This window comes from Kribbella sp. NPDC051587, from assembly GCF_044453945.1.
In the GTDB taxonomy this organism is placed as follows: Bacteria; Actinomycetota; Actinomycetes; order Propionibacteriales; family Kribbellaceae; genus Kribbella.
Map to the genome: position 1 here is coordinate 328,161 of NZ_JBITDE010000002.1, position 17,053 is coordinate 345,213.

The window sequence follows — 17,053 nt, forward strand, 5'->3', positions numbered from 1 at the left end:
TGCGGGGAGACGAAATGATCATCCTCTCTGTGCTCATCGTGGCCGTGGTCGTCGGCCTGATCGGATCGGCCTTGAGCCTCCGCGTGGTCAAGCAGTTCGAGCGTGGCGTCGTCCTCCGGTTCGGACGGGTCCGCCCGCAGGTCCGGGGTCCTGGTCTGGCGATGCTGATGCCGTTCGCCGACCGGATGCAGAAGGTCAACATGCAGATCATCACGATGCCGGTCCCGGCCCAGGACGGCATCACCCGTGACAACGTCACGGTCCGCGTCGACGCGGTCGTCTACTTCAGTGTCGTCGATCCGGTCCGGGCGATCGTCGACGTCCAGGACTACATCTCGGCCATCGCCCAGGTGGCGCAGACCTCGCTGCGATCGATCATCGGGAAGAGCGACCTCGATGATCTGCTGTCCAACCGGGAACGGCTCAACCAGGGCATGGAGTTGATGATCGACAGCCCCGCACTCGACTGGGGCGTGCACATCGAGCGCGTCGAGATCAAGGACGTGGCACTGCCCGAGACGATGAAGCGGTCGATGTCGCGGCAGGCCGAGGCCGAACGCGAACGCCGGGCCCGGGTCATCACCGCCGACGGCGAACTGCAGGCGTCGGAGAAGCTCGGGCAGGCCGCCGAGGTGATGACTCAGCACCCGGCAGCGCTGCAACTGCGACTGCTGCAGACCGTTGTCGAGGTCGCCGCCGAGAAGAACTCGACGCTGATCCTGCCGTTCCCCGTCGAGCTGCTCCGGTTCCTGGAGCGTTCGACCCCGGCAGAGCAGCCCGCCCAGGCCGCCGCCACCCAGGCCGCCGTGCCCGCCGCCGTACCGGCTGAGGAGGTAGCGGCCGTCGAGAACGGCGCAGCTGCGCCGGCGGTGACTGCGGCTCCGCCTGTCGCGGAGTTGGCCGCGGTCCCTGAACTGCTCCGGCAGCTCCTGCACCCGACCGCCTCGGGTCAGGTGGAGCCTGCCGGGGAGCATCAGAGGCCTTCGGACTCCGGGACCGGAGTCAATGCGGTGCCGTAGGCGAACCAGTTGAGGAGGTTCTCGACGACGAGGTTGCCCATGGCGGTGCGGGTCGGGACGGTGGCCGAACCGACGTGGGGCAGGAGCACCGCGTTCGGCAGGGTGAGGAGGTCGGGGTGGACCTTGGGCTCGTGCTCGAAGACGTCCAGCCCGGCCGCGAAGATCGTGCCGGAGCGTAGGGCGTCGACGAGCGCCTGTTCGTCGACGACCGAGCCGCGGGCGACGTTGATCAGGATCCCGTCCGGCCCCAGTGCCGCCAGGATCTCGGCGTTCACCAGGTGGCGGGTGGAGTCGCCGCCGGGGATCACCACCATCAGGGTGTCGACGTTCTCGGCCAGCTCGAGCAGGGTCGGGTAGTAGGGATAGTCGACGTCCTTCTCGCTGCGGTTGTGGTAGGCAACGGAGATGCCGAACGGGGTCACCCGGTCGGCGATCGCCTGCCCGATCCGGCCCAGCCCGAGGATGCCCAGGCGGCGGCCGTGCATCGTTGCCTTGGTCAACGGATAGGAGCCGTCCTGCTGCCACTTGCCGGCCCGCAGGTAGCGCTCGGCCTGTGGTAGCTCGCGGACCGTCATCAGGAGCAGGCCGAGGGCGGTGTCGGCCACCTCGTCGTCCAGCACGCCTGGGGTGTTGGTGACCACGACACCACGCTCGGCCGCGGCCGCGGCGTCGATCTGGTCGTAGCCAACCCCGAAACTGGCCACGAGCCGCACCGCCGGTAACTGGTCCAGGAACGCGCCGTCGATCACCGTGCCACCGGTGGCGACGGCAACGATCTCGTCGCGGCGGGCGGCCAGGACGGCGTCGGGATCGCTCTCCTCCCAGAGCCTGATCAGCTCACAGTGACCGCTCAGGCCGGCGGCGACGGCGTCGTGCATCGGTTTCGGCATCAGCACCAGTGGTTGTCCCATGCCCACATCCTCTGCGACCGATCCCGCCCGGACCAGGTACTCACCGCGCATTTCCCAGGCACTGGACAGGAACTGCTCCCGAAGTTCACCTCTTCAGCCCTGTTTGGAGGCGGGGCCCGTCAGCGACGATCGGGACAGGGAGGCAACCATGATCATCGACTGCGCGTACTACCAGGACGGGCGCCGCCAGCACGTCGGGGCGATGTCGGTCGGCGACGCCGCCGCGCACTGCACCAAGGGCGGATTCGTCTGGCTGGGCATGTTCGACCCGACGCCCGAGGAGCTCGCCCAGGTCAGCGATAGTTTCGGCCTGCACGAGCTGGCCGTCGAGGACGCCCAGACGTTCCACCTGCGGCCGAAGGTCGAGCCGTACGAGGGCAACATCCGCCTCGTCATCCTGCGCACCGCCCGGTACGACGAGGAGCGGGAGGAGGTCGAGTTCGGCGAGGTCAGCGTGTTCGTCGGGCCGGCGTTCGTGATCACTGTCCGGCAGGGCGTCGCGAGTGATCTGCACGGCGCGCGGATCCGGCTGGAGCAGCGTTCGGAGTTGCTGGAGGCGGGTACGAACTCGGTGCTGTGGGCGATCCTCGACCAGGTGGTGGACAGCTACGGGCCGGTCGTCGCGGAGCTGGAGCGGGACATCGAGGAGGTCGAGCGCACGGTGTTCGCCGGCTCGGTCGCGCCGACCGAGCGGATCTACTTCCTGCGGCGCGAGGTGACCGACTTCTATCGCGCCGTGCACCCACTGCTCGCCGTACTGGCCACGATCGAACGCGGTGCGCGCAACACCGAGCTCCTGCCGTACTTCCGCGATGTGCACGACCACCTGGTGCTGGTGAACGAGGAGGTGGCGGCCCAGCGCGACCTGCTGGCGACGGTGCTCGAGGCGAACATGGCAGTCATCTCGGTCGAGCAGACCAAGGTGAGTGTGCGGCAGAACGCGACCATCGAGCAGCTGACGATCCTGGCGACGGTCTTCCTGCCGCTGACCTTCGTCACCGGCTTCTTCGGTCAGAACTTCGCCTGGCTGGTCGACCACATCGGTGCCGAGTGGGACTTCCTCGCTCTCGGCATCGGCGGCCTGCTCCTGCCCTGCGTGGCCCTGCTGATCTGGTTCCGCCGCCAGCGCGCCGCCCGCCAGCCGGACCCGCTCGGGTAGCCACCAGCCGCCGGATCCGCGCGGCACTCACACCCTGAGGCCGCACGACGAATCAGCTGGTCGGCAAGACCGCACGGTGAGGCTCGAGGTCGATCTCGACGATGTGGATCTGGATATCGGCCAACGTCTCCGTGAGTCCGGCAACTGCTGTCGTCACAGCATCGGCGACCGCCTGGCCCACCTCAGCGGCCTGGTGATCGAGGCTGACCACGATCCGCACATCGACACGAAGCTGTTGACGGCCGGCGACATGGTCGACGTCGACCCCGGCAATGTCGGGCAGCGCCTTGCCGGTCGCCTGGGTCCAGGCCTGCCCCGCAAGCTGGCGTACAGGCCCCAGACGCCGGGCTGCAACCGTACGACGCCCGGCACGGCGCGCGCGGCTGTCGCTGCGGCTTCGGCGGCGCGGATCTCGGTGAGCAGATGCGACGGCACGAGACTGCCTGGTGTCCATGAGGTCGTCATCGGGGGTCCTCCGGCCGACTGGGGTCGACCCAGACATCCACGACATCGAAGTCGAGCGTTGCGAGCTCGAGCCCGATGCGTTCGGGCAGTGCAGCGGCGACTCGTCCGCGTGCCTCGTCGAGTGCCGCGACCTGCCCGGAGCCGAAGCGCAGCGCGACAGACATCGACACCGCGACCGCGTCGGAGCTGTCCGGCACGCGGGCGATGCGGCAGTGGTGGGCGCGAATGCCGTCCACGCTGTCGACGGCATAACGCAGTACGGCGGCCAGAGCGTAGGTGGAGATGTTGACCTGGCCGGTACGGCTGGGGAGCGGGATCGCCTCGCCGAGCATGAGGTCTGCGCGGACCGCTGTCATGATCGTGTCGAGGAAGCCTGCCGGTGGTGCGGCGGGGTCGTCGACGAGGGCTCGGGTGGCCTCGGTGAGTTCGTCCAGACTCGCTCGGGCAGTCGTGCAGTGCGGGCAGGCCAGGGCGTGTTCGGTGACCCGGCCGGCTTCCATGTCGTCCCAGACGTCTTCGACACTGCGTCCGCAGGGCAGCAGGTGCCCGGTTTCCTGGGTGGGTTTCATTTCCATGGTTTCATCACCTCCGCTAGCTCGGCTCGTGCTCTGGCTATTCGTCCTCTGACTGCTGTGGGTGTCGCGTCGACGAGTTCGGCGATCTCGTTGTAGGAGCGGCCGTGGACCTCGCGGAGCAGCCAGCAGGCCCGCTGTGGTGGGGGGAGCTGTGCGAGAGCCAGGGTGAGGGCTCTCATGGCTTCGCTGTTGTGTACGGCGCGGGCCGGGTCGCTGCCGGCGTTGGTTTCGACGGGGTCGTTGTGGGCGTCGAGTTCGTCGACGGGTTTGCGGCGTTGCAGGATGGTGAGGCATTTGTTGGTGGCCGTGCGGTAGAGCCAGCTGCCGAACGCGGCATCGTGCTGGATCTCCGGCAGCCGCCGCCAGGCAGTGACGAAGACTTCCTGTGCGACGTCTTCGGCTTCACCGCCGGCTCCGTTGAGCATCCGCAGACACAACGCGTAGATACGGCGCTGATAGCGGCGCACCAGCATCTCGAACGCCGCTGGATCCCGGTCGCGAGCCCGCGCGACCAGGGTCGCTTCGTCGAGCTCGACCATGCCTTCGAGCGGCGCCGAAGGCACCAGCGGTGCTGATGCCTGTGCCGCGTCCACGGGTGTCACCGATGTCCTCCTCCGAGCCTCGTCGTCCGGGCCCGTGGACCGGACGCAGTGGAGTACAGACGACGCGAGCCTTGCAGATGTCACGGTCGCGGCCGCGATCGGCCCGGTGAGGGTCGTCACAGCAAACGCCGCGTGCCGTCTCGCGAGTTGAGGTGGTCTTCCTGGCAACGCATCGCAACGACCGGAGGAGATCACCATGAGCATCACCGACAAGCTGAAGAACCAGGTCCAGGAGACCGTCGGCAAGGCCAAGGAAAAGGTCGGCGAGGTCACCGGCAACACCGACCTGCAGGCCCAGGGCAAGGCCGACCAGTCAGAGGCAGGTCTGCGTCAGGCCGCGCAGAACCTGCAGTCCGGCGTGGCGAACGCGGCCGACGCGGTCAAGAACGCTCTCAGCAAGCACTGATCAGGTAACACCCCGGCCATCCGAAGGAGATCACCGCCATGTGGGCCTTTCTGTCCCGTCGCTTCCAGCTCTGGCTCGTCCTGGCTGTCGGTGCGCCGATCGCCGCGTGGCTGCTCGGCAAGGCCGGCGACAAGCTCGAATCCCGCAACGGCCCGACCCGAATCAGCGGCGCCCTCCGCAAGACCAGCACGACCATCGGCGGCAAGGCCCGCGGTCCACTGGCCCGTGACCACGGACACACTGCCCGATCCGCCCGATGACCGTGACGAACCTTCCGGACTCGTTGTCCTACCAACGAACCGCCACAATCCCTTACCAGCAAGCGAAGGACGATCCCATGACGCAGACCAGCACCCCCGCGACCGGCACCACCCTGAAGCCGGCCGACGCGGCCGGCAAGACCGTCGTTGCCGATGGCAACCTGAACGGCAAGACGAGCATCGCCGACATCGTGGTCTCGAAGATCGCCGGTATCGCGACCCGTGAGATCAGCGGCGTCTACGACCTTGGTGGCACCGCGGCCCGCACGGTCGGCATGATCCGCGACCGGATCGGGACCAGGACGAACCTGTCGCAGGGCGTGTCGGTCGAGGTCGGCGAGACCCAGGCCGCGGTCGACCTGCAGATCATCGCCGAGTACGGCGTCGGCATCGCCGACCTCGCGACCGCGATCCGTGGCAACGTCATCTCCGCGATCGAGCGGATGACCGGCCTGCAGGTCACCGAGGTCAACATCGCGGTCAGCGACGTCCACCTCGAAGGCGAGGACGACAACTCGGCCGACTCCGACGCCGAGCCCGCTGAGCGCCGCGTCCAGTGACCACTCCGACCACAGCGCCGATCGGTACGCCGGTCCGTGAGCCCCGAACGGCCGAACTGATCGCGGCAGCCGTGCAGGCGGTTCCGGGCGTGGCAGGTCTGCACGGCGGCGCCTTCGGCGATGTCGCGACCTACCTGCCCGGTAGCCAGCTCGCCGGTGTACGGATCACCGGCGACCGCGTCCAGATCCACCTCACGACCCTGATCGGCCACCCGGTCCACACCGTGGCCGACGCCGTACGAGGAGCTGTGCGGCCCCTGACCGGGCAACCGGTCGACGTGACCATCGAAGACATCGCACTCCCGACCACCAGCTGATATCCACCACCGCCAGCAAGTACAGCGGCACCAGGCACCGAGCCCGGGCCACCCCAAGGAGACTCTCGTGAACACTTCGACCATCGGCTTGTTCGCCGGCCTGCTGATCGCCATCGCCGCGGCAGTCGGCGGTTTCGGCGGCTTTCTGCTCGCCCTCGTCCTCGGCGCCGTCGGCCTGGTCGTCGGCCGGTACCTGTCCGAAGGCAGCAAAGGCCTCGACGACCTGATCTCGCGCCCCGGCCGTGGCTGACACCGCTGCCCTCACCCGCCCCCAGCCGCTGAACACAGCCATCGCGACCACAGCGACTGACCCGGATGAGCGTGGATCCCTCGAGATCAGCCCGCGTGCCATCGAGCGCATCGCAGAAACAGCCGCACTGCAGGCACCTGCAGTGATCCGGCAAGACGCGACCTTCGGACGTGGCCTGCCGAAAGTCAAAGCCCAGCAGGCCGGACGCCGGCTCCGACTCGACGTCGAGGTCGCAATCGCGTGGGGCCACCCACTGGCCGACACCGCGGCCGAGATCCGCAACCGCGTCGCGACCACGGTGGCCGACCTGACCGGTCTGGGGGTCGACCTCGTCAACGTCGACATCTCCGCCGTCACACTCTCCACTCCCGACCGCCCGACCGACACCCCGAGGAGGGCCAATGAGCAGCAACGCCGCTAAGAAGCCGGTCGCCGCACCGGCCGCCTCTACCGTCGGCGTCATCGCCGCGATCGCAGTCGTGGCGGTCGGAGCGGTCGGCATCCGCGACACGCTCGTGGCGACCGGTGTCATCACCGGGAGCTCCTGGCTGGAATGGCTGTTCAGTAAGGCCGAGGTCCTCAAGCCGGCCGACTGGATGATCTACGCCGGAGCAGGCTCTGTGCTGATCGGTCTCTGGATTCTCATCGCGGCTCTCAAGCCGCGCCGCACTACCCACCTGGCTGTCGGCGAGGACGGCAGCGGAGTCTGGATCCGCGGCCGTGACGCCGCTCGTCTGGCGACCGACACCGCCCGCGGCATCGACTCGGTCACCAACGCGTCCACGACGGCGAAAGGCCGCAAGCTGCGCATCGACGTGACGACTCTTGCCGACGCCGAGCGGGTCCGCGACGAACTGACAACCGCTGTCGCGCGGCGCCTGAACACCGTCACACCGAACCCCCGGGTCCGTTCCCGGATCACCGTCGAGGAGCACTGACATGCGCCGCGGACTCATCGCCTTCGACCGCACTGCCGCGCTCGTGATCGCCGTACTGGCGATCGCTGCCGGAGCGGCAGCCCTGGGGTGGCGCTACGACTTGATCCCCGACGCACCGAACCGCGTCGCGATCGACGGACTGACCGATCTGGCCACGATGCCGTGGTGGCCCTGGGCAACCGGCGCCGGCGGGGTGCTGCTGGTCGTCCTCGGCCTCACCTGGCTCGCCCGGCATCTTCCGCGGCATGGCACCGGTCAGATCCGGCTGCCCGGCAGCGACACCACCGGCCGCCTCACCGCTGACGCCAAAGCCGCGGCCACCACCGCCGGGCAAGCCCTGGCCCAGACTCCCGGAGTCCGGGACGGATCGGGACGGATCGTCCTGGACCGCGGCCAGCTGGTCGCCGAACTCACCGCGACCCTCGAACCCGGCGCCGACCTCGACGCCGTCCGGGAAGCAGCCGAGCAGACCAGCCACGAACTGCACCGCATCATCGACCGCGACGACCTACGCCACCGCGTCGAGCTCAGCGTCGCCCGCAGCGACAAGTCCTCGAACGCTCCGCGCGTCCACTAGACCTCCCGCCCCATCCAACCAACAGGAGGTGACAGCAATGGGTATCGCAGACAAGGCCAAGAACGCCGCCGAAGAGCTGGCCGGTAAGGCCAAAGAGGTCATCGGCGACCTGACCGACAACAAGGACCTCGAGAACGAAGGCAAGACCGACCAGACCAAGGCCGACCTGAAGAACGCCGGCGAGAACATCAAGGACGCCTTCAAGAAGTAACCCCCGGACGTGCTGCCCCGGGCACCTGACCGACCCGGGGCAGCATCACCACCCGACCCGACGGAGCATCAGTGAGCCACCACAGAAGCATCGCCAGCCGCGCCTACAGCGCACTCGGGCGGATCACCTGGAAGGTCATCCGTCGCAAGGTCAAGACGACCACTCGCAAGAACCGGCCCGCTGCCCGTCGCCACCGCGCCGCCGTCAAACACTGACGCTGCCGCGCAGGCCTTCCGCGGCCGGACACCGCCGCATCCTCAACCCGAACCGGAGAAGAACCGCACATGATCGGATTCATCGTCGCAGGCCTCGTCATCGGAGCCCTCGCCCGCCTCTTCAAGCCCGGCAAGCAGAACCTCGGCTGGATCGCGACCCTCCTGCTGGGCCTGGCCGGATCCGTGATCGGCGGCGTCGTCGCCAACGTGCTCGGGACCGGCGGCATCTTCGAGCTCAAGGTGTTGGGCTTCGTCGTAGCCGTCATCGCCGCCGTCCTCCTGGTCGGCACCGCCGAAGCCCTCGCCTCCCGCAAGAGCTGACCAGAGGATCTCAGCTGCAATAACGCCCCAGCCGCCATACCTGGGCTGGGGCTTCGTCGTGCCGTACGCCGCGATGCCAGCGGGTGCAGTGAGCATGACTTCATCAGTCCACCGGACCGCCGGACGACTTCACGCCTTGGGACGCCCGCACGGATCGCCCCACGCGATCGCTTTGTACGCCGTGATGGGTGTGGCGCTTTGTGAAGCGGGTGGTGCGCATTCGCTGGCAGGTGATGTCAGCCGCCACCTGCGGAGCTAGCCGAGGTTGAGGTCGGCGACGGTGACGGGGTGGCCTGTGGTGAGGGACTGGTTGGCGGCGATGCCGACGGCTACGGCGTTGATGCCGTCGTTGATGTCGGCGGCGCGACCGAGTGGGTCGTTGCCGGGGCCTTGGAAGAGGTCGGCGTAGAGGAGGCGGTCGCCGCCGCCGTGGCCGCCGGCTGCTCGGGGGATCTCGACCTCTACGGCGGCGGCCCAGTGCTTCTGGAGGACTAGGCGTTCGCCGTCGGAGCGGATGTCGCCGGTGATGAGGTTTCCGGCCGGGTAGCTCGGGTCGATGTGGGCGTCGAGTACGGCGGCGCGCTCGACGACCTCCAGCTCGGCGCGTCCCTCGGTGCCGTTGACGGAGACCTTGTAGCCCTCCCAGGGTGAGTGGGCGTTGAGGGAGTAGCTCAGGCGGGCGCTGTTGGTGTACTCGGCGATGACGGCGAGGTTGTCCTCGATGGTGATGCCTGGGGCGAAGACGTCCTGGTCGCGGAGGTAGCCGTCGTACTGCTCGCTCTCGTAGTACAGGCGGCGGTTGGCGTCGTCTACGCGCAGGTCCAGCAGCCAGGGGTCGTCGGGCATAGTGTCGACGGAGCCGCGGGGTGGGCGGGAGCCGAGACCGCGAGCTGCGGCGTTCTGGTCGCCGTAGAAGGACAGGGCGCCGGAGGCGAAGACCCGGGCCGGCTCGGAGGCGATCCACCAGTTGACGAGGTCAAAATGGTGGGAGGCCTTGTGGACAAGGAGTCCGCCGGAGTTCTGCTTCTGGCGGTGCCAGCGGCGGAAGTAGTCCGCGCCGTGCCTGGTGTCGAGCACCCACTGGAACTCGACGCTGGTGACGGTGCCGATCGCGCCGTCGGCGATCAGCTGGCGCAGGGCGCTGTTGCGGGGCGAGTATCGGTAGTTGAAGGTCACGACGACGGACTTGCCGGACTCGGCCATCGCAGCGGCGATCTCGCGGGTGCCTTCGGCGTTGATCGTCAGCGGCTTCTCGACGATCACGTCGGCGCCGGCGCGGAGGAGTCGGGAGACGACGGTGGAATGGGTGTAGTCGGGGCTGGTGACGATCACCCGGTCGACGGACTGCTCCTTGACCATCCGTTCCAGGTCGTCGGCGCCGTACTGCGGGAGACGGTGGCCGCCGAGCTCTTCGACGTACTGCTGGTGGAAGTCGAGGCGACCTGGGTTCGGGTCGAGGAGGGCGACGAGCTCGGCGTCGGCGGGGTGGTCCTGGAGGATCGCGCGGACGTACTCGCGGGCTCGGGATCCGGTACCGGCGATGGCGTAGCGGCGGGGCATGGCGGGACCCTTCTACTCGTGTAGATTCTACTCGTGTAGACCGTATCATCGGGTCATGTCGCCGTCTCCTGTCACGCGTAATGACGTCGCCCGGTACGCCGGTGTGAGTACCGCGGTGGTGAGTTACGTGGTGAATGACGGGCCGCGGGCGGTGTCGCCACAAGCGCGGGAGCGAGTGCTCGAGGCGATCCGGGTGCTCGGGTATCGGCCGAACGCGACCGCGCGGGCGCTGCGGACGGGGAGCACGAAGACCTTTGGGCTGATCACGCCGGACGGTGGCAACCCGCTGTTCGCCGAGCTGGCCAAGGCAATCGACAAAGCAGCTGCTGAGTGCGGGTACGTCGTACTGCAGACGAGCGCTGATGGGGACCCGGAGACCGAGCGCACGAAGGTGGCGCAACTGCTGGCGCGCCAGGTGAGCGGACTCGTGCTGGTCACACCCGCCGAGGCTCCCGACCTGGCCGGCGCCGACCTGCCAGTCGTCATCGTCAATCGCGTGCTGCCCGGAGTGAGCTCGGTAGGCCCCCGCTACCGCGAAGGTGCGCGCGCTGCAGTTGAGCACCTCGTCGGCCATGGGCACACCCGCATCGCCCTGGTGATTGGCGAGGGAGGCGCGAAGCCAGTGCCTGAGCGCGAGCGGGGGTGGCGGGAGGGGCTGCGAGTCGCGGGACTGCCGGATGGGCCGCTGATGCGGGTGGGGTTCAGTCGGGAGGGTGGGTATGCGGCGGGGCGGTGGCTGGCGGGTTTGGAGGTCAGGCCTACTGCTGTGTTCGTCAGCTCAGATCTGCAGGCCGTGGGCGTCCTTCGAGCGTTGAGAGAAGCGGGCGTGCGAGTGCCGGAAGACATGGCCGTGGTGGCGTTTGACGGGACGGCTGAGGCGGAGTGGTGTGCGCCGGCGCTCACGGTGGTGCGGCAGCCGTTGGAGCGGATGGCGGGTGAGGTGGTTCGGCAGTTGGTGGAGGGAACGGCCGGCCGGTCTACGGCTTATGCGACCGAGTTGGTGATCCGGAAGTCGTGTGGGTGTTAGAGGGTTCCTAGGTCCTCGAAGATGAGGGCGGTACGGGTGCCCAGTACCTCGGGGATGGCTTGGAGCTTCTCGAGGACCACGCGGCGAAGGCCCTCGTTGTCGGCGGCGCGGACCAGCAGGATGGCGTCGAAATCGCCGCCGACCAGGGCCATGTGCTTGATCTCGGGGATGGCTTGGAGCTGTTCGCGCAGGGAGCGCCAGGAGCTTTGGCGGAGACTGAGCGTGACATAGGCCGAGGTGGCGAGGCCTAGTTTGAGTGGGTCGACGGTGACCGTGAAGCCGGTGATCGTGCCGGTGCTGGTGAGGCGCTCGACGCGGGCGTAGGCGTTCGCCCGGGAGATGTGGACCAGCTCGGCCAGGGCGCGGATCGAGAGCCGTCCGTCGCGGCCGAGAGCCTCGACGATCTGACGGTCGATCTCGTCGAGCGCCGGAGCGATGACCATCCGTCCAGGTCCGGCCTGATGGGGGATCTCGTCCTGGGACATTCGTTCTCCAAATCGGCCGTCAAGGAACCATTTGTCCAGGGATTTTCCCAGGTCTGGATCCGAATGGCCAGAAGGACGACGATGTGGCCACCGTCCGTCTCCTGCGCCTGGAGGGCAAATGACTACCGTCGAGGAGCAATTGCTCCCCTCCGAAGAACCCGTCCGGTTGATCGACCAGGATGGGGTTCTGCACGACCACACGTCGTACCAGCTGCCGACCGAGCAGCTTCTGCTCGACGGCTACGTTGAGTTGATCAAGGGCCGTCGGATCAACGACCAGGCCAGTGCGCTCGTCCGGCAGGGCCGGCTCGCCGTGTACCCGTCGTCGCATGGGCAGGAGGCCTGCCAGGTGGCGGCCTCGATGGTGCTCGCCGAGGGGGACTGGCTGTTCCCGACCTACCGCGACACGGTGTCGATCGTGAGCCGCGGGGTCGACCCGATCGAGACGCTGACGCTGCTGCGTGGTGACTGGCACTCGGGCTACGACCCGTACTCGCGCAACGTCGCGCCGCAGTCCACGCCGCTGGCGACGCAGCTCACGCACGCGGTCGGTGTCGCGCATGCGGCGCGGCTGAAGGGCGAGGACACGGTGGTGATGGCGCTGTGTGGGGACGGCGCTACCAGCGAGGGCGACTTCCACGAGGCGCTGAACTTCGCCGCGGTCTTCCACGCGCCAGTGGTGTTCTTCGTGCAGAACAACGAGTACGCGATCTCGGTTCCGCTGGCCAAGCAGACTGTCGCGCCATCCATTGCGCACAAGGGCATCGGGTACGGCGTTCCCGGAGAACGGGCCGATGGCAACGACCTTGCCGGACTGCTTGCCGTACTGGGACAGGCTGTCGACAAGGCGCGTGCGGGTGAAGGGCCGCAGTTGGTCGAGGCGCACACGTACCGGGTGCAGGCGCACACGAACGCGGACGACGCGACGCGGTACCGGCAGGACGACGAGGTGACGCCGTGGCTGGCCAAGGACCCGATCAAGCGGCTCGAGGCGTACCTGACACAGGCCGGGTTGCTGGATGACGCCGTACGGGAGCGGGCTGAGCGCTCGGCCACGACGGTGGCGCAGTACCTGCGCGACGGGTTGATGCCCGAGCCGGGCGTGGATCCGGAGGAGCTGTTCACGCATCTGTACGCCGTACAGACGCCGCAGTTGGCTGAGCAGGCTGCGTTCCTGCGGGACGAGCTGGCGCGAGAGGAGGCCTGACCATGACGCACGAGAAGATTTCGATGGCGCAGGCGCTGAACAAGGCACTGCGGGACGCGATGAAGGCCGACGACTCCGTGCTGATGTTCGGTGAGGACGTCGGCGCGCTCGGCGGGGTCTTCCGGATCACCGACGGGCTGACCGCGGAGTTCGGCGAGGATCGTTGCTTCGACACCCCGTTGGCCGAGTCCGGGATCGTCGGGATGGCGGTCGGGCTCGCGATGAACGGGATGCGGCCGGTGGTCGAGATGCAGTTCGACGCGTTCGGGTATCCGGCGTTCGAGCAGATCGTCTCCCACGTGGCGAAGATGCGGAACCGGACGCGCGGGAAGGTCGCGCTGCCGATGGTGATCCGGATGCCGTACGCCGGCGGGATCGGTGGGGTCGAGCATCACTGTGACTCGTCGGAGGGGTATTACGCGCACACGCCTGGGTTGACGGTTGTTGCCCCGAGCACCGTTGCTGATGCCTACACGTTGTTGCGTCGGGCAATTGAATGGCCGGACCCGGTGGTGTTCATGGAGCCGAAGAAGCTCTACTGGGCCAAGGAAGAGGTCGATCTCACCGAGGATGTGCCGGGGATCGGGAAGGCTGTTGTACGGCGGGAAGGTGCGGACGCGACGCTGATCGCGTACGGGCCTTCGGTCCCGGTCGCGTTGGAGGCCGCGGAGGTTGCTGCGGCTGAAGGGCGTCAGTTGACGGTCGTGGATCTGCGATCCGTGGTGCCGTTCGACGACGAGACGGTGTGCGCGGCTGTACGTCGTACTGGGCGGGCTGTTGTCGTGGCGGAGGCCAGTGGGTTTGCGAGTGTGTCATCGGAGATCGTTGCCCGGGTCACCGAACGGTGCTTCCACTCATTGGCCGCGCCGGTACGGCGGGTGACCGGGTTCGACATTCCTTACCCGCCGCCGAAGCTGGAGAAGTTCCAGCTGCCGGGAGTGGACCGGATCCTTGATGCTGTTGACGATCTGCAGTGGGAGGACTCGTGAACACGTTCCTGCTCCCGGATCTCGGTGAGGGATTGACCGAGGGCGAGATCGTACGGTGGTTGGTCGCGGCTGGTGATGTGGTTGCGGTTGATACGCCGGTGGCTGAGGTGGAGACGGCCAAGTCGGTGGTTGAGTTGCCGTCGCCGTACGCCGGGGTTGTTGAGGAACTGCATGGTGAGGTGGGGACGGTGATTCCGGTCGGGAAGCCGTTGATCACCATCGGGGCTGAGGTTGGTGCGGCCTACCGCGAGGAGGAGCGCGCGGGGTCGGGCAACGTGCTGATCGGCTACGGGACTGGTGAGGTGCTTGGGTCCGGTCGTCGGCGGAAGCCGCGCGGTGCTGTTGCTGTGGCTCCTGCCGCGGCTGGTGTGGTGCGGGTGATTTCACCGCTGGTACGACGGTTGGCGCGCGACGCTGAGGTGGACCTCAAGAGCGTCGTGGGGACCGGCGCTGACGGACTGATCGTTCGTCGTGACGTCGAACTGGCGATTGCCAGCCGGGTCGAACACCTTGCAGATGAATCAACCACTCTCGGCGAAGTTGTTGCCGAGAGCCCGCTGCCTGTGGTTGAGGTAGCTGGGGTTCTGGATGGGCGGACCTCTTTGCCTGAGTTGCGGCGGGAGGGGATGAGTGGGTTCCGGAAGGTTGTTGCGGCGACTTTGAGTCGGAGTCGGCGGGAGATTCCGGAGGCGACCACATGGGTTGACGTGGATGCGACCGCGTTGCTGGAGTTGCGGGAATCGTTGCGGTCGGCAACTGATGCGGGGCCGGGGTTGCTGGCTTTGATGGCTCGGTTCGTGGTGGCCGGGTTGGTGAAGTATCCGGAGCTCAACGGGTTCGTGGATACCGAGCGGGATGAGCTGGTTCAGTACGACGGGGTGAACCTTGGGCTGGCGGCGCAGACCGAGCGTGGGCTGGTGGTGCCGGCGGTTGCCAATGCGCACTGGTTGAGCGCGCGTGGTCTGGACGGCGAGATCAAGAAGTTGATGGAGACGGCACGCGCCGGGCGGCTGACGCCGGAGGAACTCAACCGTGGGACGTTCACGCTGAACAACTACGGGAGTTTCGGGGTCGACGGCAGCGCGGCGATCATCAATCACCCGCAGGTCGCGATCCTGGGCGTCGGGCGGATCATCGATCGGCCGTGGGTGGTGGATGGTGAACTCGCGGTGCGGAAGCTGACGCAGCTGTCGCTGGTGTTCGACCACCGGGTGTGTGACGGCGGGACGGCCGCCGGCTTCCTGCGGTTCGTGGCCGACGCGTTCGAGAACCCGACGTCGGCGTTCGCTGATCTGTAAGAAAGAGAGTGGCCGGCCCCCGTGGGCCGGCCACCCAAAACTCTGCTAGCTGTTGATCTCTGTGGCCAGCGTGGCGCTGTAGGTCGCGACCTCCGCGTAGACGCCCGGGTGGCCGGCTTCGGCGCAGCCGATACCCCAGGACACGATGCCGAAGAGGCGCCCGTTCAGGACCAGCGGTCCACCGGAGTCGCCTTGGCAGGAGTCCTTGCCGCCCTGCTTGTAACCAGCGCAGATCTCACCGTTGGCTACGTATCCCTCGCTCGCGTAGACGTCGCCGCAGTAGGTGTCACCGAGCACCGGTACGACGACCTTGCGGAACTGGTTCTGGATCCTGTCGTCGAAGGTGTCGCCCCAGCCGTAGACCGTCGGCTGCGCGCCGGCCTTGTCGGCAGCGGTGCTGGTCTCGAGGGGGAGCGTCGCGATACCGGTGAACGGGGTCGTCAGCGTCAGGACGGCGACATCGTGGCCAGGCACGGCGCCGTAGTCCGGGTCCACCCAGATGCTGGAGATCTTCGACGTCTTGCCGCCGCCGTTGGTCAGCTTGTCGCGGCCCTGAATGGCTGTGTAGGTGCTCCGCGGCTCGTCCATGCAGTGCGCCGCGGTGACGATCTTGTTCGCCTTCACCAGCGTCGCGCCGCACCACTGGCCGCTCGGTACCGGCGAGCCGCTGTTGTTCAGCGCGATCGCCCACGGCGTCTGTGCGGTGCTGGCCGCGGTACCACCGACGATGGGTGCCGGCGGCTTCGCCTGGGCAGTGCCGACCGCTCCGGCCGAGGCCGCGACCAGGATGACGGCGGCGAACGCGGCACGGGCGAGCTTGAGCTTTCCTGTCATGCCTCACACTCCAGGGTGGTCTCAGGAGGCCGCAGGGCGGCGCGGCCTCATAACCGTGAAGAGTCGTGTAGTCACAGGGGGTAGCACAAGCGATTGACTGGGCACAGTGGTGACGGGTCATCCCTGTGTCAGGCCGGTCAGGACAGCTGGCGTGGACGCAGGCCGACCAGAATCACCCGGAGCCCCGCGGAAAACCTGGCTTCGGGGCCGGCCCGGTTGGCGCGGTTGAGGTACGCGGCCAGACTTTCGGCGCCGACGCCGAGTTGGTCGCCGGCCTCGTTCGCCCACTGCCGCTCGGTCAGTCCGCTGCGGCGAACCATCGCGGACCAGGCGGAGTCGGTGACTGCCGAGCCGATCAGGTAGTGGAAGACGGCGGAGACCGCGGAGTCGAGGTGCTCGCCCTTGAACCGCGCCGCGACCAGGATCGACACGAGTTGGTCGGTGAAGGCCTGGTAGTTCGGGCCGAGGCCCGCGTGGGTCGCGAGCAGCTGCGGCGCCCAGGGGTGTTCCCACAAGGCCCGGTACGCCGCTGTGCAGGCGACCGTCAGGTGGTCCCGCCAGTCCCCGGTGCTGGCCTGGTTGAGCGCCGTACCGAGGATCTCGTCGACTGCCAGCTCGAGCAGGTCGTTCTTGTTCGCGATCCGCCAGTAGAGGGCGGAGGTCGCCGCGGTACCGAGGGCGGTCGCCATCTTGCGCATCGAGAACCCGTCGAGGCCGTCCTGGTCGAGGAGCTCGATCGCGGCCGCGACGATCTGCTCGCGGGTGAGGGGTGCTCGGGTCGCCTCGTTCTCGGTCCGGAGCCAGACCGAGCCGAGGGCTGTCCGTTCGTCTGCTGCTCGCACTGAAACAGTGTGTCAGATCTGAAGA

25 protein-coding genes are annotated in these 17,053 nt (G+C 67.8%); 17 read left to right on the top strand and 8 right to left on the bottom strand.

What is annotated here, in order from left to right:
* Window positions 1–14 precede the first annotated feature (14 nt).
* A complete protein-coding gene (locus ACIA49_RS07795) occupies window positions 15–1,019 on the top strand; it encodes a slipin family protein (protein ID WP_396376333.1) in 1,005 nt (334 codons plus the stop codon).
* Here ACIA49_RS07795 and ACIA49_RS07800 read toward each other — a convergent pair.
* Window positions 974–1,930: a 2-hydroxyacid dehydrogenase gene (locus ACIA49_RS07800; RefSeq protein WP_396376334.1), complete on the bottom strand. Its 957-nt coding sequence runs from the start codon at window positions 1,928–1,930 to the stop codon at window positions 974–976. The two genes, ACIA49_RS07795 and ACIA49_RS07800, sit on opposite strands and share 46 nt — an antisense overlap.
* Window positions 1,931–2,078: 148 nt before the next feature.
* Between ACIA49_RS07800 and ACIA49_RS07805 the strand changes: the two genes are divergently transcribed.
* Entirely contained in the window at window positions 2,079–3,089 is a 1,011-nt protein-coding gene (locus tag ACIA49_RS07805; protein ID WP_396376335.1) for a CorA family divalent cation transporter, read from the top strand.
* A gap of 52 nt (window positions 3,090–3,141) precedes the next feature.
* On the opposite strand, the gene ACIA49_RS07810 is transcribed toward ACIA49_RS07805, so the two are convergent.
* The 3 genes from ACIA49_RS07810 to ACIA49_RS07820 are packed head-to-tail and all read right to left on the bottom strand — an operon-like array spanning window position 3,142 to window position 4,731.
* Window positions 3,142–3,543: a hypothetical protein gene (locus ACIA49_RS07810; protein WP_396376336.1), complete on the bottom strand. Its 402-nt coding sequence runs from the start codon at window positions 3,541–3,543 to the stop codon at window positions 3,142–3,144.
* A gap of 7 nt (window positions 3,544–3,550) precedes the next feature.
* A complete protein-coding gene (locus ACIA49_RS07815; protein ID WP_396376337.1) occupies window positions 3,551–4,129 on the bottom strand; it encodes an Asp23/Gls24 family envelope stress response protein in 579 nt (192 codons plus the stop codon).
* Entirely contained in the window at window positions 4,120–4,731 is a 612-nt protein-coding gene (locus tag ACIA49_RS07820) for an RNA polymerase sigma factor (RefSeq protein WP_396376338.1), read from the bottom strand. Before ACIA49_RS07820 ends, ACIA49_RS07815 begins: the two co-directional genes overlap by 10 nt.
* Window positions 4,732–4,927: 196 nt before the next feature.
* Between ACIA49_RS07820 and ACIA49_RS07825 the strand changes: the two genes are divergently transcribed.
* The 11 genes from ACIA49_RS07825 (at window position 4,928) to ACIA49_RS07875 (ending at window position 8,786) form a co-directional block, all read left to right on the top strand.
* The gene (locus tag ACIA49_RS07825; RefSeq protein WP_396376339.1) at window positions 4,928–5,137 is read left to right on the top strand and encodes a CsbD family protein; all 210 of its coding nucleotides are present in this window, start codon (window positions 4,928–4,930) and stop codon (window positions 5,135–5,137) included.
* A 38-nt stretch (window positions 5,138–5,175) separates the two neighbouring features.
* Entirely contained in the window at window positions 5,176–5,397 is a 222-nt protein-coding gene (locus tag ACIA49_RS07830; protein WP_396376340.1) for a hypothetical protein, read from the top strand.
* 77 nt (window positions 5,398–5,474) lie between these two features.
* On the top strand, window positions 5,475–5,957 hold the full coding sequence (locus tag ACIA49_RS07835) for an Asp23/Gls24 family envelope stress response protein (RefSeq protein WP_396376341.1): 483 nt from the start codon (window positions 5,475–5,477) through the stop codon (window positions 5,955–5,957).
* Complete coding sequence (locus ACIA49_RS07840; protein ID WP_396376342.1) at window positions 5,954–6,274, top strand: hypothetical protein; 321 nt, start codon at window positions 5,954–5,956, stop codon at window positions 6,272–6,274. Before ACIA49_RS07835 ends, ACIA49_RS07840 begins: the two co-directional genes overlap by 4 nt.
* Window positions 6,275–6,341: 67 nt before the next feature.
* Window positions 6,342–6,524, top strand: a complete 183-nt coding sequence (locus ACIA49_RS07845; protein ID WP_396376343.1) for a hypothetical protein — start codon at window positions 6,342–6,344, stop codon at window positions 6,522–6,524.
* On the top strand, window positions 6,517–6,945 hold the full coding sequence (locus ACIA49_RS07850; RefSeq protein ID WP_396376344.1) for an Asp23/Gls24 family envelope stress response protein: 429 nt from the start codon (window positions 6,517–6,519) through the stop codon (window positions 6,943–6,945). Before ACIA49_RS07845 ends, ACIA49_RS07850 begins: the two co-directional genes overlap by 8 nt.
* Window positions 6,926–7,462, top strand: a complete 537-nt coding sequence (locus ACIA49_RS07855) for a DUF6286 domain-containing protein (RefSeq protein WP_396376345.1) — start codon at window positions 6,926–6,928, stop codon at window positions 7,460–7,462. Before ACIA49_RS07850 ends, ACIA49_RS07855 begins: the two co-directional genes overlap by 20 nt.
* 1 nt (window position 7,463) lies before the next feature.
* Window positions 7,464–8,039, top strand: coding sequence for a hypothetical protein (locus tag ACIA49_RS07860; protein ID WP_396376346.1), 576 nt, complete (start codon window positions 7,464–7,466; stop codon window positions 8,037–8,039).
* Between the two features lie 37 nt (window positions 8,040–8,076).
* Window positions 8,077–8,250, top strand: coding sequence for a CsbD family protein (locus tag ACIA49_RS07865; RefSeq protein ID WP_396376347.1), 174 nt, complete (start codon window positions 8,077–8,079; stop codon window positions 8,248–8,250).
* Between the two features lie 71 nt (window positions 8,251–8,321).
* Window positions 8,322–8,465, top strand: coding sequence for a hypothetical protein (locus tag ACIA49_RS07870; RefSeq protein WP_396376348.1), 144 nt, complete (start codon window positions 8,322–8,324; stop codon window positions 8,463–8,465).
* 69 nt (window positions 8,466–8,534) lie between these two features.
* Window positions 8,535–8,786, top strand: coding sequence for a GlsB/YeaQ/YmgE family stress response membrane protein (locus ACIA49_RS07875; RefSeq protein ID WP_396376349.1), 252 nt, complete (start codon window positions 8,535–8,537; stop codon window positions 8,784–8,786).
* Window positions 8,787–9,041: 255 nt separating this feature from the next.
* Here the strand turns inward: ACIA49_RS07875 and ACIA49_RS07880 are convergent, their stop codons facing one another.
* Window positions 9,042–10,346, bottom strand: a complete 1,305-nt coding sequence (locus tag ACIA49_RS07880) for a Gfo/Idh/MocA family oxidoreductase (RefSeq protein WP_396376350.1) — start codon at window positions 10,344–10,346, stop codon at window positions 9,042–9,044.
* A gap of 55 nt (window positions 10,347–10,401) precedes the next feature.
* Between ACIA49_RS07880 and ACIA49_RS07885 the strand changes: the two genes are divergently transcribed.
* Window positions 10,402–11,373 carry a LacI family DNA-binding transcriptional regulator gene (locus ACIA49_RS07885; RefSeq protein WP_396376351.1) on the top strand — a complete coding sequence of 324 codons (972 nt, stop codon included), beginning with the start codon at window positions 10,402–10,404 and terminating at the stop codon, window positions 11,371–11,373.
* Here ACIA49_RS07885 and ACIA49_RS07890 read toward each other — a convergent pair.
* Window positions 11,370–11,858 (bottom strand): Lrp/AsnC family transcriptional regulator, encoded by a 489-nt coding sequence (locus ACIA49_RS07890; protein WP_391540966.1) that lies wholly within the window; start codon window positions 11,856–11,858, stop codon window positions 11,370–11,372. The two genes, ACIA49_RS07885 and ACIA49_RS07890, sit on opposite strands and share 4 nt — an antisense overlap.
* A 118-nt stretch (window positions 11,859–11,976) precedes the next feature.
* Between ACIA49_RS07890 and ACIA49_RS07895 the strand changes: the two genes are divergently transcribed.
* From ACIA49_RS07895 to ACIA49_RS07905, 3 genes are read left to right on the top strand one after another with little or no spacing between them, the layout of a single operon-like run.
* On the top strand, window positions 11,977–13,065 hold the full coding sequence (locus ACIA49_RS07895; RefSeq protein WP_396376352.1) for a thiamine pyrophosphate-dependent enzyme: 1,089 nt from the start codon (window positions 11,977–11,979) through the stop codon (window positions 13,063–13,065).
* A gap of 2 nt (window positions 13,066–13,067) precedes the next feature.
* The gene (locus ACIA49_RS07900) at window positions 13,068–14,054 is read left to right on the top strand and encodes an alpha-ketoacid dehydrogenase subunit beta (protein WP_396376353.1); all 987 of its coding nucleotides are present in this window, start codon (window positions 13,068–13,070) and stop codon (window positions 14,052–14,054) included.
* Entirely contained in the window at window positions 14,051–15,352 is a 1,302-nt protein-coding gene (locus tag ACIA49_RS07905; RefSeq protein WP_396376354.1) for a dihydrolipoamide acetyltransferase family protein, read from the top strand. The genes ACIA49_RS07900 and ACIA49_RS07905 overlap by 4 nt, the downstream gene beginning before the upstream one ends.
* Before the next feature lie 45 nt (window positions 15,353–15,397).
* On the opposite strand, the gene ACIA49_RS07910 is transcribed toward ACIA49_RS07905, so the two are convergent.
* Window positions 15,398–16,186 carry a S1 family peptidase gene (locus ACIA49_RS07910; RefSeq protein ID WP_396376355.1) on the bottom strand — a complete coding sequence of 263 codons (789 nt, stop codon included), beginning with the start codon at window positions 16,184–16,186 and terminating at the stop codon, window positions 15,398–15,400.
* Between the two features lie 137 nt (window positions 16,187–16,323).
* A complete protein-coding gene (locus tag ACIA49_RS07915; protein WP_396376356.1) occupies window positions 16,324–17,028 on the bottom strand; it encodes a TetR/AcrR family transcriptional regulator C-terminal domain-containing protein in 705 nt (234 codons plus the stop codon).
* Window positions 17,029–17,053: the final 25 nt, after the last annotated feature.

Bases quoted from the DNA above. Each gene is read 5' to 3' on its own strand.
- ACIA49_RS07865 (WP_396376347.1), top strand. From the start codon at position 8,077: ATGGGTATCGCAGACAAGGCCAAGAACGCCGCCGAAGAGCTGGCCGGT.
- ACIA49_RS07860 (WP_396376346.1), top strand. From the start codon at position 7,464: ATGCGCCGCGGACTCATCGCCTTCGACCGCACTGCCGCGCTCGTGATC.
- ACIA49_RS07910 (WP_396376355.1), bottom strand. From the start codon at position 16,186: ATGACAGGAAAGCTCAAGCTCGCCCGTGCCGCGTTCGCCGCCGTCATC.
- ACIA49_RS07810 (WP_396376336.1), bottom strand. From the start codon at position 3,543: ATGGACACCAGGCAGTCTCGTGCCGTCGCATCTGCTCACCGAGATCCG.
- ACIA49_RS07855 (WP_396376345.1), top strand. From the start codon at position 6,926: ATGAGCAGCAACGCCGCTAAGAAGCCGGTCGCCGCACCGGCCGCCTCT.
- ACIA49_RS07805 (WP_396376335.1), top strand. From the start codon at position 2,079: ATGATCATCGACTGCGCGTACTACCAGGACGGGCGCCGCCAGCACGTC.
- ACIA49_RS07890 (WP_391540966.1), bottom strand. From the start codon at position 11,858: ATGTCCCAGGACGAGATCCCCCATCAGGCCGGACCTGGACGGATGGTC.
- ACIA49_RS07795 (WP_396376333.1), top strand. From the start codon at position 15: ATGATCATCCTCTCTGTGCTCATCGTGGCCGTGGTCGTCGGCCTGATC.
- ACIA49_RS07880 (WP_396376350.1), bottom strand. From the start codon at position 10,346: ATGCCCCGCCGCTACGCCATCGCCGGTACCGGATCCCGAGCCCGCGAG.
- ACIA49_RS07875 (WP_396376349.1), top strand. From the start codon at position 8,535: ATGATCGGATTCATCGTCGCAGGCCTCGTCATCGGAGCCCTCGCCCGC.
- ACIA49_RS07895 (WP_396376352.1), top strand. From the start codon at position 11,977: ATGACTACCGTCGAGGAGCAATTGCTCCCCTCCGAAGAACCCGTCCGG.
- ACIA49_RS07885 (WP_396376351.1), top strand. From the start codon at position 10,402: ATGTCGCCGTCTCCTGTCACGCGTAATGACGTCGCCCGGTACGCCGGT.
- ACIA49_RS07815 (WP_396376337.1), bottom strand. From the start codon at position 4,129: ATGGAAATGAAACCCACCCAGGAAACCGGGCACCTGCTGCCCTGCGGA.
- ACIA49_RS07825 (WP_396376339.1), top strand. From the start codon at position 4,928: ATGAGCATCACCGACAAGCTGAAGAACCAGGTCCAGGAGACCGTCGGC.
- ACIA49_RS07830 (WP_396376340.1), top strand. From the start codon at position 5,176: ATGTGGGCCTTTCTGTCCCGTCGCTTCCAGCTCTGGCTCGTCCTGGCT.
- ACIA49_RS07900 (WP_396376353.1), top strand. From the start codon at position 13,068: ATGACGCACGAGAAGATTTCGATGGCGCAGGCGCTGAACAAGGCACTG.
- ACIA49_RS07835 (WP_396376341.1), top strand. From the start codon at position 5,475: ATGACGCAGACCAGCACCCCCGCGACCGGCACCACCCTGAAGCCGGCC.
- ACIA49_RS07800 (WP_396376334.1), bottom strand. From the start codon at position 1,930: ATGGGACAACCACTGGTGCTGATGCCGAAACCGATGCACGACGCCGTC.